Raw genomic sequence first — 16356 nt, 5'->3', positions numbered from 1 at the left:
GAGGGCTGTGGTGAACCTGTAGGAGCGGGTTTACCCGCGAAGAGGCCAGTACTTACAACACAACCCTCAGGCACTGCCCCGCGTGGTACAGCGAAAAACCGGACTCATAGAACGCCGTGCGCAGCGAAGGCGCGCTCACACCGCTCATCGGCGAAAACGGAATCGGCAGGCTGTCCGCCTCGCCCTTGAGCAGGAACTCGGCAAACGCACGCCCGATCACGGTGCCGGTTGTGTTACCGCGCCCGTTGTACCCAGTCACCGCCACCAACCCAGGCGCCGGCTCGAACAGGCGCATCAGGTGATCAGGGGTGAAGTCGATGCAGCCCGTCCAGTGCATTTCCCACTCGACCTTGCCCAGCTCCGGGTAGTAATGGCCCTGGATGCGGTCGGCCCAGCTGCGCACGAACCACGCCGGCTTGTTGTCGACCCGGCCCAGGCTGCCGAGCAGCAGGCGGCCCTGATCGTCGCGGCGGATGCTGCTGAGCACGGTGCGGGTGTCCCACGAACCTTGGCCATGTGGCAGCACCTTGTCGGCTGCGGTGCCCTGCAGCGGTTTGGAGGCTACCTGATAGTAATAACCGCGGAAGAACTGCTTCTGCAGGTTGCTCCAGTCGCCTTCGGTGTAGGCGCCGGTGGAAATCACCACCTTTTCGGCGCGCACAGCGCCACGCGCAGTCTTCACCCGCCAGCCATCACCTTCACGCTCCAGGCCTTCGACCGAAGACTGCTGGAAAATTTTGCCGCCCAGGCGCGCCACGGCAGCCGCCAGGCCCTGGGTGTAGCCCATGGGGTTGATAGTGCCGGCACGGCGATCAAGCAGCGCAGCGGAAATCTTGTCGGTACCGCAGTATTCCTGGCACTGGGCACCGGTCAGCAGCTCGACGTCGGCACCTCGGCGGCGCCATTGTTCGTGACGCGCTTCGAGGTCGGCGATACCGGTGGCGTTGTGCGCCATGTGCAGCGTGCCTTTGTGCTGGGCCTGGCAGTCGATGCCGAGGCGCTCGATCATGGCGAACACTTCAGCCGGGGCTTCGCCAAGCACCTTGTTCAGGCGGCTGCCCTGCTTCTGGCCAAGGGTGGCCTCGACGTCGTCGGGTCGGATCCACGTGCCGGCGTTGACCAGGCCGACGTTGCGCCCGGAGCCACCGTGGCCGATCTTCCAGGCCTCCAGCACGATCACCGACTTGCCCTGTTCGAGCAGGTGGATGGCCGCCGACAGGCCGGTAATGCCGCCGCCGATCACACAGACATCGGCCTTGTGCTCACCGGCCAGGGCCTGGGCGGCGACGGTCGGTTTGCTGACGTGTTCCCACAAGCATTGTTGACGCAGTTCGGACATGGCCGGCTCCAGCAATTTGTTCTTGTTGGGGCCGCAGGGCGGCCCTTTCGCGGGTAAACCCGCTCCTACAGGGGTCGGTGTCGCTTGGACGAACCCTGTAGGAGCGGGTCTACCCGCGAACCGGGGGCCAGGCCCCCGGCCATGCAGCATCAATCCATCAGTCGAATACGATACCCTGCGCCAGCGGCAGCTCGCGCGAGTAGTTCACGGTGTTGGTCTGGCGACGCATGTAGCCTTTCCAGGCATCCGAGCCCGACTCACGGCCACCGCCGGTTTCCTTCTCGCCACCAAACGCACCACCAATCTCGGCGCCGCTGGTACCGATGTTGACGTTGGCGATGCCGCAGTCGCTGCCCGAGGCGCTCTGGAAGCGCTCGGCTTCACGGATGTCGGTGGTGAAAATGCACGACGACAGGCCTTGTGGCACTTCGTTGTTCAGGCGCAGGGCCTCCTCGAAGTCGTCGTAGGCCAGCACGTACAGGATCGGTGCGAAGGTTTCGTGGCGCACCACGTCACTTTGCGCCGGCATTTCAGCAATGGCTGGCGAAACGTAGTAGGCGTTCGGGTACTGGTCGGCCAGCTGACGCTCGCCACCGAATACCTGGCCACCTTCGTCGCGGGCCTTGGCCAGTGCACCCTGCATGGCGTCGAACGACTGCTTGTCGATCAGCGGGCCGACCAGGTTGTCTTTACGTGGGTCGCCGATGCGCACTTTGCCGTAGGCGGCTTTGACGCGGGCAACCACTTCGTCCTTGATCGAACGGTGCACGATCAGGCGGCGCAGGGTGGTGCAACGCTGGCCGGCAGTGCCGACAGCCGAGAACAGGATGCCGCGCACGGCCAGGTCCAGGTCGGCGCTCGGGGCCAGGATCATGGCGTTGTTGCCGCCCAGTTCCAGGATGCTGCGGCCGAAGCGGGCAGCAACGCGTGGGCCGACTTCGCGACCCATGCGGGTGCTGCCGGTGGCGCTGACCAGCGGTACGCGCGGGTCGTCGACCATGGCTTCGCCAGCTTCACGGCCGCCGATCACCAGTTGTGCCAAGCCAGCCGGAGCATCGCCGAAGGCTTTCAGGGCTTTTTCGAACAGCGCCTGGCAGGCCAGGGCGGTCAGCGGAGTTTTCTCGGACGGTTTCCATACCACCGAGTTGCCGGCCACCAGGGCCAGGGCGGTGTTCCAGGCCCACACGGCAACCGGGAAGTTGAAGGCGCTGATCACGCCGACCACACCCAGCGGGTGCCAGGTTTCACGCATGTGGTGGCCCGGGCGCTCGGAAGCGATGGTCAGGCCGTACAGCTGGCGCGACAGGCCAACGGCGAAGTCGCAGATGTCGATCATTTCCTGCACTTCACCCAGGCCTTCCTGAGTGATCTTGCCGGCTTCGATCGAGACCAGCTCGCCGAGGTCGGCCTTGTGCTCACGCAGCACTTCGCCGAACAGGCGCACCAGTTCGCCACGGCGCGGAGCTGGCACACTGCGCCAGGCTTCGAAGGCGCTCTGGGCCTGATCGATGCGGGCGATGGTCTCGGCCTTGCCGAGCAGTTTCACCGAGGCGATCTGGCTGCCGTCGATCGGCGTGTGAACAGGGTAGTCGCCCTGGGTGTAAGCCTCGGCGGCAACGCCAAGGCGCTCGAGCAATCCAGCAACCATTTGTGCATCTCCTACATCGGTGATGGGGTGGAAAAATGATGTGGATCAGTATTAATCCGATCACATAGGTACAACAAACGACCTTTATTCCGCATATCATTCCGTCAGGTAATGATTTGAGCCGCAGAGACCGCTATGTCAAAACGCCTGGTACCCTCCATGACCGCCCTGCAGTGCTTTGAAGCTGCAGCCCGCCATCTGAGTTTTACCCGTGCCGCTGAAGAACTGCACCTGACCCAGAGCGCGGTCAGCAAGCAGGTGGCGCAGCTGGAAGACATGCTGCGCCACCACCTGTTCCTGCGCATCCGCCGGCGCTTGCAGCTGACCCCGGCCGGCAGCCTGTACCTGGCCGAGGTCAACAAAATCCTCACTCAGGTGGACATGTCCAGCCGCTACGTACTCACCTACGGCGAGCAGACTGAGATATTGAAGGTAGCCACTCAACCGAGTTTTGGCGTGCGCTGGTTGATCCCGCATCTGAAAGGTTTTGGCAAACGGCACGGCAATATCCACCTGGACATTCGCAACGAGATGGAGCCGTTCGCCCTGCTGCAAGGCTCGGCTGACGTGGTGTTCTTCTATGGCCAGGGCACTTGGCCGGGGGCCACTTGCGTGGAGTTGTTCCGCGAAGAGGTGGTGCCGGTGTGTGCGCCAGAGCTGCTGGCCGGGCGCAAGCTGGCCGGTGCCGAGGAGCTGGCCGAGCTGGTGCTGCTGCAAAGCACCTCGCGGCCGGAGGCCTGGCATGAGTGGTTCCTGGAGCAGGACCTGCAGAGCGTCAGCGCCTACCACGGGCCGCGCTTCGATACGTTCTATATGGCGTTGAGCGCAGCACAGGCCGGGTGCGGGGTAGCGCTGGTGCCGCGCTACCTGGCGGCGAAGGAACTGGCCGACGGTAGCCTGGTGGTGCCGTGGAACCATGCGATGCGCAGTGCCGGGGCGCATTACCTGGCGTATGCCGAGCATGCGGCGGAGGTGCCAAAGGTGCGGGCGCTGGTGGAATGGATTGGCGAGCAGTTGCAGGTTTGACGGCCTCTTCGCGGCTAAAGCCGCTCCTACGGGGACCGCGTAGAAGCGGTTTTAGCCGCGAAAGGGCCGTCGAGGTCGATCAAAAAAGGAATGACACACTCACTTTTTTTCGCTTGTGAGCAAAGTGCATTCCCAGCTTTCATGTAAGCGTCCGAACCCAACCAGGAAGCTAGCGATGCCCGCCAACGATTTCGTCAGCCCAGACAGCATCCGCGCGCAGTTCTCTGCCGCCATGTCGCTCATGTACAAACAGGAAGTGCCGCTGTACGGCACGCTGCTGGAGCTGGTGAGCGAAATCAACCAGCAGGTCATGGCCCAGCAACCCGAAGTAGCAGAGGCCCTGCGCTGGACCGGCGAAATCGAGCGCCTGGACCAGGAACGTCACGGCGCCATCCGCGTCGGCACCGCCGAAGAACTGGCCACCATCGCCCGCCTGTTCGCCGTCATGGGCATGCAGCCGGTCGGCTACTATGACCTCAGCTCCGCTGGCGTACCGGTGCATTCCACTGCCTTCCGCGCGGTGCACGAGCAATCGCTGCATGTCAGCCCGTTCCGTGTGTTCACCTCGCTGCTGCGCCTGGAATTGATCGACAACCCACAGTTGCGCGAGCTGGCACAGGGCATCCTGGCCAAGCGCCAGATCTTCACCTCCCGCGCCCTCGAACTGATCGCCCAGTGTGAGCGCGAAGGTGGCCTTGACGCCGCGGATGCAGAGACGTTCGTGCAGGAAGCGCTGCACACCTTCCGCTGGCACCAGGACGCTACCGTCACGGCCGAGCAATACCAGCAGCTGCACGACCAACACCGCCTGATCGCCGATGTGGTGGCCTTCAAGGGCCCGCACATCAACCACCTGACCCCGCGTACCCTGGATATCGATGCAATCCAGCTCGGCATGCCTGCCAAGGGCATCCCACCGAAGGCCGTGGTTGAAGGCCCGCCCACCCGCCGCCACCCGATCCTGCTGCGCCAGACCAGCTTCAAGGCCCTGCAGGAAACGGTCGCCTTCCGCGACCAGCAAGGCCGCGAAGGCAGCCACACCGCGCGCTTTGGCGAAATCGAGCAACGCGGCGCGGCGCTGACCCCGAAAGGTCGCCAGCTTTACGACAAGTTGCTCGACGCTACCCGCGCTGCGCTGGGTGGCGCTCCAGCCGAAGCCAATGCCGAGCGTTACATGGCGCTGCTACAGGCAAACTTTGCCGAGTTCCCGGATGACCTGGCGCAGATGCGTGAACAGGGCTTGGCGTACTTCCGCTACTTCGCCACCGAGAAAGGCCTGGCCGCACGCGACCAGGAAGGCCGCCCGACCACCCTGCAAGGCTTGATCGACGCGGGCCACGTGCACTTCGAGGCGCTGGTGTACGAGGACTTCCTGCCGGTGAGTGCGGCGGGGATCTTCCAGTCCAACCTGGGCGACGATGCGCAGGCCGAATACGGCAGCAACGCCAACCGCGAAGCGTTCGAAGCTGCGCTGGGGTTGCAGGTACAGGATGAGCTGGCGCTGTATGCGCAAAGCGAGCGCCGGTCGCTGCAGGCCTGTGCACAGGCGTTGAACCTGGGTTCGATGTAAATCTGTACCGGCCTCTTCGCGGGCTCGCCCGCTCCCACAGGTACAGGGCATACGACCTGTGGGAGCGGGCGAGCCCGCGAAGAGGCCGGTGCAGGTGATCAAAGACGCGGCAGGATTTCCACATCCGGCAAATCCATCGCCGCCACCTCGTCTTCCAGAAACGCACTCAACCGCCGCAAACGCTCGCCACTCGGGCGAGTACGCGGCCATACCAGGTAGTAATCCATGCCGCTGGGCACCGCCGTCGGCCATGGCAGGCTCAAGCGCTTCTGCGCCACATCTTCGGCCACCATCAGCAGGTCGCCCATGGATATCCCGTAGCCACGCGCTGCGGCAATCATGCCTAGCTCCAGGGTATCGAACACCTGGCCGCCCTTGAGCGACACCTGGTCGCCAAGCCCCATACGCTCCAGCCATTCCCGCCAGTCACGCTTGTCCACCGTGGGGTGCAGCAGTTCGACAGAGGCCAGCCTGCACACATCCCAGGGCTCCTCGTCGAGCAGGTCCGGCGCGCCGACCGGGATCAGAAGCTCAGGGAACAGCTTGCGCACCTCCCACTCCGGCGGGAATACCCCGTCGCTGAGCAACACCGCGCAATCGAACGGCTCCTGGTTGAAATCCACATGGTCGACATCCATCCAGGCGCTGGTCAGCTGCACTTCATTGCCCGGCTGCAGATGCCGAAAGCGGCTAAGGCACGCCAGCAACCAGCGCATGGTCAGGGTCGAGGGGGCTTTCATGCGCAGTATGTCGTCTTCACCACACAAGGTTTCACAGGCCCGCTCAAACGCCGCGAAGCCCTCGCGCACGCCCGGCAGCAGTACCCGCCCCGCTTCGGTAAGTTGCAGGCTGCGGCCACTGCGCACGAACAGGCGACAGGCAAAATGCTCCTCCAGCGTACGGATATGCCGGCTGATGGCGCTTTGGGTGATGGACAGCTCTTCGCCTGCACGGGTGAAAGAACTTAGCCGCGCGGCAGCTTCGAATGCGCGCAAGGCATACAGCGGTGGTAGCTGGCGTGGCATGAGGCACCTGCAATATGGGCGTGTGGGGCAAATCCCCGAGAAACCTATATACATGAGTTCAACTCATGCCAACTATCGCATTTATCCTTTTGTGCAAAGTTGACCGAAGCCTCAGAATCGCCCTTCGTTGATCACCCCAGAATGAAGGACTGCCCCCATGCACGTCGCGCCCACCACAGAACTCAAGGCTTTGCTGCGCCTGGCCGGGCCGCTGATTGCCTCGCAGTTGGCGCACATGCTGATGGTGCTGACCGATACCCTGATGATGGCCCGCATCAGCCCTCAGGCTTTGGCGGGTGGTGGCCTGGGGGCAGCCAGCTATTCGTTCGTATCGATCTTCTGCCTGGGCGTGATCGCCGCCGTCGGCACGTTGGTGGCCATTCGCAAGGGTGCCAACGACATCGAAGGCGCCACCCGACTGGCGCAGAACGGCCTGTGGCTAGCCTGGGCCTTGGCGCTGTTCGCCGCGCTGGTGCTGTGGAATCTTGAACCTGTGCTGCTGCTTTTCGGGCAGAAGCCCGAGAACGTGGCCTCGGCCGCCGAATTTCTCACCCTGCTGCCACTGGCCCTGCCCGGCTATCTGACCTTCATGGCCTTGCGTGGCTTCACCAGCGCGCTGGGCCGCTCGACCCCGGTGATGGTCATCAGTTTGTTCGGCACGGTGCTCAACTACCTGTTCAACGTGGCACTGATCGAAGGCATGTTCGGCCTGCCCAAGCTGGGCCTGATGGGTATCGGTCTGGTCACTGCAGTGGTGTCGATGGGCATGGCCATTGCCTTGGCGTTGTATATCCGCTGGCATCCGGCCTATACCGCCTACCCGCTGCGCAAGGGCCTGTCACGCCCATCACTGGCGGCCCTGCGCGAGCTGTGGCGGCTGGGCCTGCCGATTGGCGGTACCTACATGGTGGAAGTGGGCCTGTTCGCCTTCGCCGCGCTGTGCATGGGCGTGCTGGGCAGCACCGAACTGGCGGCGCACCAGATTGCCCTGCAGATCGTGTCCACGGCATTCATGGTGCCGACTGGCTTGTCCTATGCGGTGACCATGCGCGTCGGCCTGTACTACGGCGCTGGCAACCTGCTGGCGGCGCGCAGCGCCGGGCGGGTGGGCATCGGGTTTGGGGCCATGATCATGTTTGCCTTCGCCGCGCTGTTCCTGCTGCTGCCCGAAGCACTGGTAGGGCTGTTCATCGACCGTAATGACCCGGCCTTTGCCGCGATCTTCCAGGTGGCCGTGCAGTTGTTGATGGTGGCGGCGTGGTTCGAACTGTTCGACGGCATGCAGACGATTGCCATGGGCTCGATCCGTGGCCTGAAAGACGCCAAGACCACCTTCCTGATCGGGCTGGTGTGCTACTGGCTGGTGGGGGCGCCGAGCGCCTGGTTGTTCACCTTTACCCTGGGCGGTGGTGCAGTAGGGATCTGGTGGGGGCTGGCGCTGGGGCTGGCATGTGCGGCGGTGGCGCTGACGTTTGGCTTTGAGTGGCGGATGAAGCGGTTGTTGGGGAAGGCTTGGGCTGCCGGGAAGGCGACGGCTTCGGCCTGACGTGGGGGCCTCTTCGCGGGTAAACCCGCTCCTACAGGATTGCGCGGCCCTTGTAGGAGCGGGTTTACCCGCGAATACGGTGGTGGCGGCAACAGTGAACGTCTGGTGGAGATTGGCCAGCAGGCCCGGCCCATTCGCGGGTAAACCCGCTCCTACAGGACGGCCTCCAACTGGCGTCCGGGCGCCTGCAGCAAATACGCCATCAATTCCCCTATCGGTAGCGGTTTGCTGACCAGGAAGCCTTGCACCTGGTCGCAGCCAAACCCGCGCAACAACGCCAGCTGCTCTTCACTCTCCACACCCTCGGCCACCACCTCGAGGTTGAGGTTGTGCGCCAGGTTGATCATGGCGTGCACCAGCTTGCGGTTCTCTTCGCGCATTTCCATTTCCGCAACAAAGCTGCGGTCCACCTTGAGCAAGGTGATCGGCAGGCTGTTGAGGTGCACGAACGAAGAAAACCCGGTGCCGAAATCATCGAGCGAGAAGCGCACGCCCAGGCGGCCCAGCGCGTCCATGGTCTGGCGCACCACCTCGTTGCGGCGCATCACCGCCGTCTCGGTCAGCTCGAACTCAAGCCAGCGGGCATCCACACCGTGCTCAAGGATCAGGCGACTCAACGTGGCCAGTAGCTGGCTGTCCTGGAACTGGCGGAAACTCAGGTTGACCGCCATGTGCAGCGGTTCCAGGCCACGCTCGCACAATGCCTGCATGTCACGCAGGGCACGGGAAATAACCCAATAACCCAAGGGCACGATCAGGCCGCTCTGCTCGGCCAGTGGCACGAACTCGCTGGGCGGCAGCAGCCCGCGCTCGGCATGGCGCCAGCGCACCAGCGCCTCCAGGCCTACAATGCGCCCGTCAGCCAGGTTCAGCCGGGGCTGATAGTGCAGCTCCAGTTCGTCGCGGCGCAGGGCGCGGCGCAACTCGCTTTCCAGGTCGGCAAGGCTGCGGGCGTTGCGGTTGATGCGTTCGTTGAACACATGGAAGGTGCAGCCCTGGCTGCCCTTGGCCTGACGCATGGCGATGTGCGCGTGCCACATCAGCGGATCGGCGCCGCTCTGCGCGCGAGCATGTGCAAGGCCCAGGCTGCAGCCCAGCAGCAGGCTCTCGCCGTCGATCCAGTAGGGCTCGGCCAAGGCCTCGACGATGCGTTCGGCAATCCATTCGGCGCGATTGGCATCGCGACGGGTGTCGATCAGCAGGGCGAACTCGTCGCTACCCAGACGTGCCAGCTGGTCACCCGCCTCCAGCTGATGCTTCAGCCGTGCCACCACCTGCAGGATCAACCGGTCACCGCTCTGGTGGCCCAGGGCGTCGTTGACGTGGCGGAAGTTGTCCAGGTCCAGGTGGCCAAGCGCAACACCACGGCCTTCGTTTTCGGCCAGGCGTGCATTGAGCAAAGCCTGGAAGCCCTGGCGGTTGGCGATGCCGGTCAGCGGGTCCTGCTCGGCAAGGCGCTGCAAGGTGGCGACCAGCACCCCGCGCTCTCGCACATGGCGCAGTGAGCGGCGCAGGGTATCGGCGTTGAGCTGGTCGCGCACCAGCCAGTCGCTGACAGCGCTGGGCGCGGCCTCAGGCTCGTGGTCAAGCAGCAGGATGGTCGGCAGCTCGCAACGCCCGGGGGCAGGCTGCAAGCCTGGCGTTGCCAGCACGACGGCCTGGCGATCATGGCTGAACAGGCTGTCGACCGCCTCCCAGTTTGGCGCAGTCAATAGCACGGCGCTGCCACCCAGTGCAGGCATGCACGCGTGCAACGAGGCAGCCCATTCCGGCTCATCGGCCAACAGCAGCAAACGCAGAGGTTCGACAGGCGTGGACAAGCGGGCTCCTTAGGGCTTGACGGTGCAACGAGATCTGGTGGGCATGCTACTGCATTCAATGAAAATGATTTTCACTTTTATGCATGTTTTTTCGACCGCAGCATTCCGACGTATTTTGTCGTGCATCCTGCGCGAAACGAATCAAACCGGCAAATATGATTTTTTCAGCTACTAGCATTAGTGACACTAATAATTAGACGGACAAAAGTCTGACTCAGACGTCAGACGGTCGCGCCACAACGGCCCCATGCCTGTTAGAATGCGCGGCTATTTTCTGGCGACCCCCGGTTTCTAGCATGTCCCGACTCAATCCCCGGCAGCAGGAAGCCCGTGACTATGTCGGCGGCCCTCTTTTGGTGCTCGCCGGTGCAGGTTCGGGCAAGACCAGCGTGATCACGCGCAAGATTGCCCACCTCATCCAGAACTGCGGCATCCGCGCCCAGTACATCGTGGCGATGACCTTCACCAACAAGGCCGCGCGCGAGATGAAGGAGCGGGTCGCCACCTTGCTGCGCCCGGGGGAAGGCCGTGGCCTGACCGTGTGTACGTTCCACAACCTGGGCCTGAACATCATCCGCAAGGAACACGAGCGCCTGGGCTACAAGCCGGGTTTCTCGATCTTCGACGAGTCCGACATCAAGGCGTTGCTGTCGGACATCATGCAGAAGGAATACTCCGGCGACGACGGCATCGACGAGATCAAGAACATGATCGGTGCCTGGAAGAACGACCTCGTCCTGCCACCAGAGGCCCTGGAAAAGGCGCGCAACCCACGCGAGCAGACCGCCGCCATCGTCTACACCCACTATCAGCGCACGCTCAAGGCGTTCAACGCGGTGGACTTCGACGACCTGATCCTGCAGCCGGTCAAACTGTTCCAGGAGCACCCCGAGGTGCTGGAGCGTTGGCAGAACCGCGTGCGCTACCTGCTGGTGGACGAATACCAGGACACCAACGCCAGCCAGTACCTGCTGGTGAAGATGCTGATCGGCATGCGCAACCAGTTCACCGTGGTGGGCGACGACGACCAGTCGATCTACGCCTGGCGCGGCGCACGCCCTGAGAACCTGATGCTGCTCAAGGAGGACTACCCCTCCCTGAAGATCGTCATGCTCGAGCAGAACTACCGCTCCACCAGCCGCATCCTGCGCTGCGCCAACGTGTTGATCGCCAACAATCCGCATGCGTTCGAAAAGCAGCTGTGGAGCGAAATGGGCGTGGGCGACGAGATCCGCGTGATCCGCTGCAAGAACGAGGAAGCCGAGGCCGAACGCGTGGCCATGGAAATCCTCACCTTGCACCTGCGCACCAACCGCCCGTACAGCGACTTCGCCATCCTCTACCGCGGCAACTACCAGGCCAAGCTGATCGAGCTGAAGCTGCAGCATCACCAGGTGCCGTATCGCCTGTCGGGTGGCAACAGTTTCTTCGGCCGCCAGGAGGTCAAGGACCTGATGGCCTACCTGCGCTTGCTGGTGAACCCGGACGACGACAACGCCTATTTGCGGGTAATCAACGTACCGCGCCGGGAAATCGGCTCCACCACCCTGGAAAAGCTCGGCAACTACGCCACCGAGCGCGGCATTTCGATGTACGCCGCCAGCGAGGAACTGGGCCTGGGCGAGCACCTGGACGCGCGCTACACCGAGCGTTTGCAGCGCTTCAAGCATTGGCTGGATGGGGTGCGCCACAAGGTCGCCCTGGAAGACCCGATTGCCGCGCTGCACGAGATGATCCGCGACATCGACTACGAGAACTGGATCCGCCAGCAGACCGCCAGCGACAAGGCTGCAGAATTCCGCATCAGCAACGTCTGGTTCCTGGTGGAAGCGCTGAAAAACACCCTCGAGAAGGACGAAGAGGGTGACATGACCATCGAAGACGCCATCGGCAAGTTGGTGCTGCGCGACATGCTCGAGCGCCAGCAGGAAGAAGAAGAGAACGCCGAAGGTGTGCAGATGATGACCCTGCATGCCTCCAAGGGCCTGGAATTTCCCTACGTGTTCATCATGGGCATGGAAGAGGAAATCCTCCCGCACCGCTCCAGCATCGAGGCCGACACCATCGAAGAGGAACGCCGCCTGGCCTACGTGGGCATCACCCGCGCGCGCCAGACCCTGGCCTTCACCTTCGCCGCCAAGCGCAAGCAGTACGGTGAAATCATCGACTGCACGCCCAGCCGGTTCCTCGACGAACTGCCTCCGGACGACCTGGTCTGGGAGGGCCTGGACGACGCGCCGGTCGAGGTGAAGGCCGCTCGCGGCAACAACGCCCTGGCCGATATCCGGGCAATGCTCAAACGCTGATCAACCATTACTCTTTAACTTTGCCGCTTTTAGCGGCCACGGTGGTTTGTATGGCCGATTTGAGCTCACAGATCGGCCATACAGACCACTATCTACATCGAGGAAATCACAGTGGAAGCACTGCATCAGAAGATTCGCGAAGAAGGCATCGTGCTTTCCGATCAGGTTCTCAAAGTCGACGCGTTTCTCAACCACCAGATCGATCCGGCGCTGATGCAGCTGATCGGTGACGAGTTCGCTCGCCTGTTCGCCGATGCCGGCGTGACCAAGATCGTCACCATCGAAGCCTCGGGCATTGCCCCGGCGGTGATGACCGGTCTGAAACTGGGTGTGCCGGTCATCTTCGCTCGCAAGCACCAGTCGCTGACCCTGACCGAGAACCTGCTGACCGCCTCGGTGTATTCCTTCACCAAGCAGACCGAGAACACCGTAGCCATTTCGCCGCGTCACCTCAACAGCAGCGACCGCGTGCTGGTGATCGACGACTTCCTGGCCAACGGCAAGGCCTCGCAGGCGCTGATTTCGATCATCAAGCAGGCAGGTGCCACCGTGGCGGGCCTGGGTATCGTGATCGAGAAGTCGTTCCAGGGCGGCCGTGCCGAACTGGACAGCCAGGGCTACCGCGTTGAATCGCTGGCCCGGGTGAAGTCGCTGGAAGGTGGTGTGGTCAGCTTCATCGAGTAAGGCCTCACCGTCCCGGCGTAGGAGCAGATTTACCTGCGAATGCGATCGCAGATTCAATATCGCATTCGCGGGTAAACCCGCTCCTACACGGGGCCAGTGTGCGCAAGCGATTAACTTGTAGCCTGTAAGCCTGCCAGCAGTAGCCGCTGATAAAGCTCCTCTTTCAACCCTTGCGGAACCTCCAGCCCCATCCGCGCCAGATGCCGCTCATACCCTTCCGGGCCCGGTGCATCCAACGCTGCCTTGCCCAGCTCCAACACCTCGCTCAGCTTGAACTTGCTCTTCAACCAGTTCAGCGCCCGCAACAGATCCCGCTCCTCGGCCGTAAAGTCGGTGCCCATCGGATACTCCGGGAACAGCCGCGCATGCTGTGCCCTGATCGCCTCCAGGCGTTGCGGGGTATTGTCGGTAAAGCGCGCCTCCAGCTGAAAGTCGTCGGCAAGCTTGCCAGCTTCTTTTGCCTGCTTGATCAGGCCCGGCTGGAACCGCGAATCGCTCACCGCCAACAACCGCGCTATCACTTCGCTGTCAGTCTGCCCACGCAAGTCCGCAATGCCGTACTCGGTCACCACGATATCGCGCAGGTGCCGGGGAATGGTGCAGTGGCCATAGGTCCAGAACAGGTTCGAGGTCACCTCCCCGCCTGCCTCGCGCCAACTGCGCAATAGCAGGATCGAACGCCCGCCCTCCAGCGCATGGCCCTGGGCAACGAAGTTGTACTGCCCGCCCACGCCACTGAGCACGCGGCCGTCTTCAAGCTGGTCAGCCACCCCGGCACCGAGCAGGGTCATGCCGAACGCGGTGTTGATGAAGCGCGCATCACGACGTTGTCGGCGCTTGAGTGCCTCCTGCCCATATAGCTCGTTGATGAAGCTGATACGGGTCATGGCAAACTGCGCGCGCTGCTCCAGCGGCATCTCGCGCAAGCGCTGGTAGAACGCTTGCGGGCCGAGGAAAAAGCCGCCATGCAGTATTGCGCCCTGCTCGTCCGCCGGGCGTCGTAGCAGCCCTGCTTCAGCCAGCACCAGCAGGCCGTTGACGAACATCTCGCTGCAGCCGTACAAGCCATGGGCAAAGGTGTCCAGGCCCCCTTCTCGCTCGATCAATGTCTGCCACGGTCCGACATCCAGCGCCTTGAGCACCGCACGGTAACCGGCGTTGTCGCCCTGACGTGCCAGCAATGCCGCGGCAACCGCATCGCCCATGGCACCAATGCCGATCTGCAGCGTACCGCCATCGCGTACCAGGCTGCTGGCGTGCAGGCCGATGCAGTGGTCCTGGATGCCGACCGGCATGTTTGGCGTGGAAAACAGCCGACGTTGCTCGGCTTCATCGAGCAGCAGGTCGAACGCATCGATAGGCAGCTCCGCATCACCCGGCATGTAGGGCAGTTCGGCATGCACCTGGCCCAGCATAAGGATGGTTTCGCCAGCCGCGCGGCGCTTGGCGATCATCGGCAGCAGGTCGAGGGTGATGTCTGGGTTGCAGGCTAGGCTCAAGTGCACGGGCTTTTCGGGGGTGGCGGCCACCAACTGGGCGATCAGGTTCAGGCCTTTGGCGTTGATATCCCGTGCGGCGTGGCTGTAGTTGCTGCTGACGTAGTCCTGCTGCGCCGATTCGCTGTGCAGCAGGCTACCGGGCTGCATGAAGAACTGTTCGACCCGAATATTGGGTGGCAACGTGTCGTTGCGCAGGTCTGCGAGGTAACTGAGCTCTTCGTAGTCAGCGAACACTCGCTCGACGAAGGGTTCGAGAAAGCGCCGCTGCAGGCCATCGCCCAGTGGCGGGCGGCCGAGGGAAAGTGCGGTGTAGATGGTCAGGCGCCGTTCGGGCAGCTCGCGTACGCGGGCGTAAAGTGCGTTGACGAAGGCGTTGGGTTTCCCCAGGCCCAAAGGCAGGCCCATATGGATATGGGCTGGCAGCCGGGACAAGACCTGCTCGACAGCCTGGTCGATGGAGCAGAGGTGCATGGGGCCTCCTGAATCATCCATTGGTTCAGGAGTTGGACATAGGGCTGAAGTAATTGGTTGCCTGTACCGGCCCTTTCGCGGGCAAGCCCGCTCCCACAGGATTAACACAACCTTCAGGTCCTGTGGGGTACCTGTGGGAGCGGGCTTGCCCGCGAAGAGGCCGGCCCAGGCAACAAAAAAACAAAGCCCGCCATCAACGGCGGGCCTCATGCAATTCAGCTGTAAATCACAGCCCGGACATTTTCTTGATCGCCCCTTTCAGGTCTTCATCCGAGCAGTCTGCACAGGTGCCCTTTGGCGGCATGGCGTTGATGCCAGTAATGGCCTTGGCCAGAATGCCGTCCAGACCGCCCTGGTGGTCGGCGCGTTCTTTCCACGCGGCGGTGTCACCAATTTTAGGCGCGCCGAGCAAGCCGCTGCCATGGCAGGCATTGCAGTGCTTGGCGATGATTTCATCCGGTGTCTTGGCTCCCCCGCCACCTGCTGCAGCGGCCACTTCCATGCCTTTGCACTCCTGGCCCTGGACGCACACCTGGCCAACCGGCTCCAGGCGTTTGGCAATGTCGTCATTGGTCGCAGCGGTTGCGCTCATTGCCCAGAGGGCGAATACGGCTGCTGGTACGGCCAGCATCTTCTTGATTTGATTCACGCGAACACCCTCATGGTGGCTAATCACGCTCGCGGCCACGGATCGGCGAGCGTTGAAAAGTATAGCGGGAACCCAGAGGCCGTGAAACGACCCCACACAGGAAAGGGGTATTGCCGAATCAATGCACTGCGCTGGATCAAAAGTTTGAAGGCGTCGCCGCACTGATCAGCCGCGCCGGCTGGTCGAATGGGTTGCGGAAGCGGTGCGGGCGGGTGCTTTCGAAGTAGTAGCTGTCGCCTTCTTCGAGAACGAAAATCTCGTTGCCGACCACCAGCTCCAGGCGGCCTTCAAGCAGGATACCGGTCTCCTCGCCGTCGTGGGTGAGCATCTCGGCACCGGTGTCCGCACCTGGCGGGTACACCTCGGTCAGAAAAGCGATGGCACGGTTGGGGTGCGACTTGCCCACCAGCTTCATGGTCACCGCACCGTCCGAGATATCGATCAGCTCATGGGCCTTGTAGACGATCTGAGTGGGGCTTTGGGGCTCCAGCTCGACCGAAAAGAATTCGACCATGGACATGGGAATGCCGCTCAGCACTTTGCGCAGCGAGCTGATAGAGGGGCTTACGCTGTTCTTCTCGATCATCGAGATGGTGCTGTTGGTCACGCCAGCACGCTTGGCGAGTTCGCGCTGCGACAGGCCCTTGAGCTTGCGGATGGCTTGCAGTCGTTCGCCGACGTCCAAAGCTGGAGCCTCCTGAAACGGTGAAAGGGGGGTGGATGTGAACGATATCATGGCAATGCCGTTCAGTATTTACAACACACCGCCCCCA

General features: G+C 62.8%; 12 protein-coding genes. 5 read left to right on the top strand and 7 right to left on the bottom strand.

Features of this window, described 5'->3' with window-relative positions:
- Nucleotides 1–52: 52 nt before the first annotated feature.
- Together C4Q27_RS12510 and C4Q27_RS12505 are read right to left on the bottom strand one after the other, a co-directional pair.
- Entirely contained in the window at nt 53–1339 is a 1287-nt protein-coding gene (locus C4Q27_RS12510) for an FAD-binding oxidoreductase (RefSeq protein ID WP_004575229.1), read from the bottom strand.
- Nucleotides 1340–1496: 157 nt separating this feature from the next.
- A complete protein-coding gene (locus tag C4Q27_RS12505; RefSeq protein WP_003253547.1) occupies nt 1497–2987 on the bottom strand; it encodes an aldehyde dehydrogenase family protein in 1491 nt (496 codons plus the stop codon).
- A 135-nt stretch (nt 2988–3122) separates the two neighbouring features.
- Here C4Q27_RS12505 and C4Q27_RS12500 point away from each other — a divergent pair, with 135 nt between their 5' ends.
- Both C4Q27_RS12500 and C4Q27_RS12495 read left to right on the top strand, forming a co-directional pair.
- Nucleotides 3123–4013, top strand: a complete 891-nt coding sequence (locus C4Q27_RS12500) for a LysR family transcriptional regulator (protein ID WP_010955772.1) — start codon at nt 3123–3125, stop codon at nt 4011–4013.
- Nucleotides 4014–4188: 175 nt separating this feature from the next.
- Complete coding sequence (locus C4Q27_RS12495; protein ID WP_019436536.1) at nt 4189–5583, top strand: VOC family protein; 1395 nt, start codon at nt 4189–4191, stop codon at nt 5581–5583.
- Between the two features lie 98 nt (nt 5584–5681).
- On the opposite strand, the gene C4Q27_RS12490 is transcribed toward C4Q27_RS12495, so the two are convergent.
- Entirely contained in the window at nt 5682–6608 is a 927-nt protein-coding gene (locus tag C4Q27_RS12490) for a LysR substrate-binding domain-containing protein (protein WP_020193762.1), read from the bottom strand.
- 157 nt (nt 6609–6765) lie between these two features.
- Here C4Q27_RS12490 and C4Q27_RS12485 point away from each other — a divergent pair, with 157 nt between their 5' ends.
- Nucleotides 6766–8154: a NorM family multidrug efflux MATE transporter gene (locus tag C4Q27_RS12485; protein WP_014592837.1), complete on the top strand. Its 1389-nt coding sequence runs from the start codon at nt 6766–6768 to the stop codon at nt 8152–8154.
- Between the two features lie 152 nt (nt 8155–8306).
- On the opposite strand, the gene C4Q27_RS12480 is transcribed toward C4Q27_RS12485, so the two are convergent.
- Nucleotides 8307–9974 (bottom strand): bifunctional diguanylate cyclase/phosphodiesterase, encoded by a 1668-nt coding sequence (locus tag C4Q27_RS12480; RefSeq protein WP_014592838.1) that lies wholly within the window; start codon nt 9972–9974, stop codon nt 8307–8309.
- A gap of 296 nt (nt 9975–10270) precedes the next feature.
- Here C4Q27_RS12480 and rep point away from each other — a divergent pair, with 296 nt between their 5' ends.
- Both rep and C4Q27_RS12470 read left to right on the top strand, forming a co-directional pair.
- A complete protein-coding gene (rep, locus tag C4Q27_RS12475) occupies nt 10271–12280 on the top strand; it encodes a DNA helicase Rep (RefSeq protein ID WP_104886908.1) in 2010 nt (669 codons plus the stop codon).
- A gap of 111 nt (nt 12281–12391) precedes the next feature.
- Nucleotides 12392–12964: a xanthine phosphoribosyltransferase gene (locus tag C4Q27_RS12470; RefSeq protein WP_003253535.1), complete on the top strand. Its 573-nt coding sequence runs from the start codon at nt 12392–12394 to the stop codon at nt 12962–12964.
- A gap of 110 nt (nt 12965–13074) precedes the next feature.
- Here the strand turns inward: C4Q27_RS12470 and C4Q27_RS12465 are convergent, their stop codons facing one another.
- The 3 genes from C4Q27_RS12465 to C4Q27_RS12450 all read right to left on the bottom strand — a co-directional run bounded on the left by C4Q27_RS12465 (nt 13075) and on the right by C4Q27_RS12450 (nt 16268).
- Nucleotides 13075–14934, bottom strand: a complete 1860-nt coding sequence (locus C4Q27_RS12465; RefSeq protein ID WP_064493071.1) for an acetyl-CoA hydrolase/transferase C-terminal domain-containing protein — start codon at nt 14932–14934, stop codon at nt 13075–13077.
- 226 nt (nt 14935–15160) lie between these two features.
- Complete coding sequence (locus C4Q27_RS12455; RefSeq protein WP_033723760.1) at nt 15161–15565, bottom strand: cytochrome c5 family protein; 405 nt, start codon at nt 15563–15565, stop codon at nt 15161–15163.
- Nucleotides 15566–15719: 154 nt separating this feature from the next.
- Entirely contained in the window at nt 15720–16268 is a 549-nt protein-coding gene (locus C4Q27_RS12450) for a cupin domain-containing protein (RefSeq protein ID WP_003253526.1), read from the bottom strand.
- Nucleotides 16269–16356: the final 88 nt, after the last annotated feature.

Origin of the sequence: Pseudomonas sp. SWI36, from assembly GCF_002948105.1 — a bacterium.
Taxonomy (GTDB): Bacteria; Pseudomonadota; Gammaproteobacteria; order Pseudomonadales; family Pseudomonadaceae; genus Aquipseudomonas; species Aquipseudomonas alloputida.
The sequence above is the reverse complement of the archived record's forward strand: the minus strand, read 5'-3'. Positions and strand labels throughout refer to the sequence as shown.

What these genes read in the sequence shown, in the direction of transcription:
- C4Q27_RS12510 (WP_004575229.1), bottom strand. Translation starts at nt 1,339, where the DNA reads ATGTCCGAACTGCGTCAACAATGCTTGTGGGAACACGTCAGCAAACCG.
- C4Q27_RS12505 (WP_003253547.1), bottom strand. Translation starts at nt 2,987, where the DNA reads ATGGTTGCTGGATTGCTCGAGCGCCTTGGCGTTGCCGCCGAGGCTTAC.
- C4Q27_RS12500 (WP_010955772.1), top strand. Translation starts at nt 3,123, where the DNA reads ATGTCAAAACGCCTGGTACCCTCCATGACCGCCCTGCAGTGCTTTGAA.
- C4Q27_RS12495 (WP_019436536.1), top strand. Translation starts at nt 4,189, where the DNA reads ATGCCCGCCAACGATTTCGTCAGCCCAGACAGCATCCGCGCGCAGTTC.
- C4Q27_RS12490 (WP_020193762.1), bottom strand. Translation starts at nt 6,608, where the DNA reads ATGCCACGCCAGCTACCACCGCTGTATGCCTTGCGCGCATTCGAAGCT.
- C4Q27_RS12485 (WP_014592837.1), top strand. Translation starts at nt 6,766, where the DNA reads ATGCACGTCGCGCCCACCACAGAACTCAAGGCTTTGCTGCGCCTGGCC.
- rep (WP_104886908.1), top strand. Translation starts at nt 10,271, where the DNA reads ATGTCCCGACTCAATCCCCGGCAGCAGGAAGCCCGTGACTATGTCGGC.
- C4Q27_RS12465 (WP_064493071.1), bottom strand. Translation starts at nt 14,934, where the DNA reads ATGCACCTCTGCTCCATCGACCAGGCTGTCGAGCAGGTCTTGTCCCGG.
- C4Q27_RS12455 (WP_033723760.1), bottom strand. Translation starts at nt 15,565, where the DNA reads ATGCTGGCCGTACCAGCAGCCGTATTCGCCCTCTGGGCAATGAGCGCA.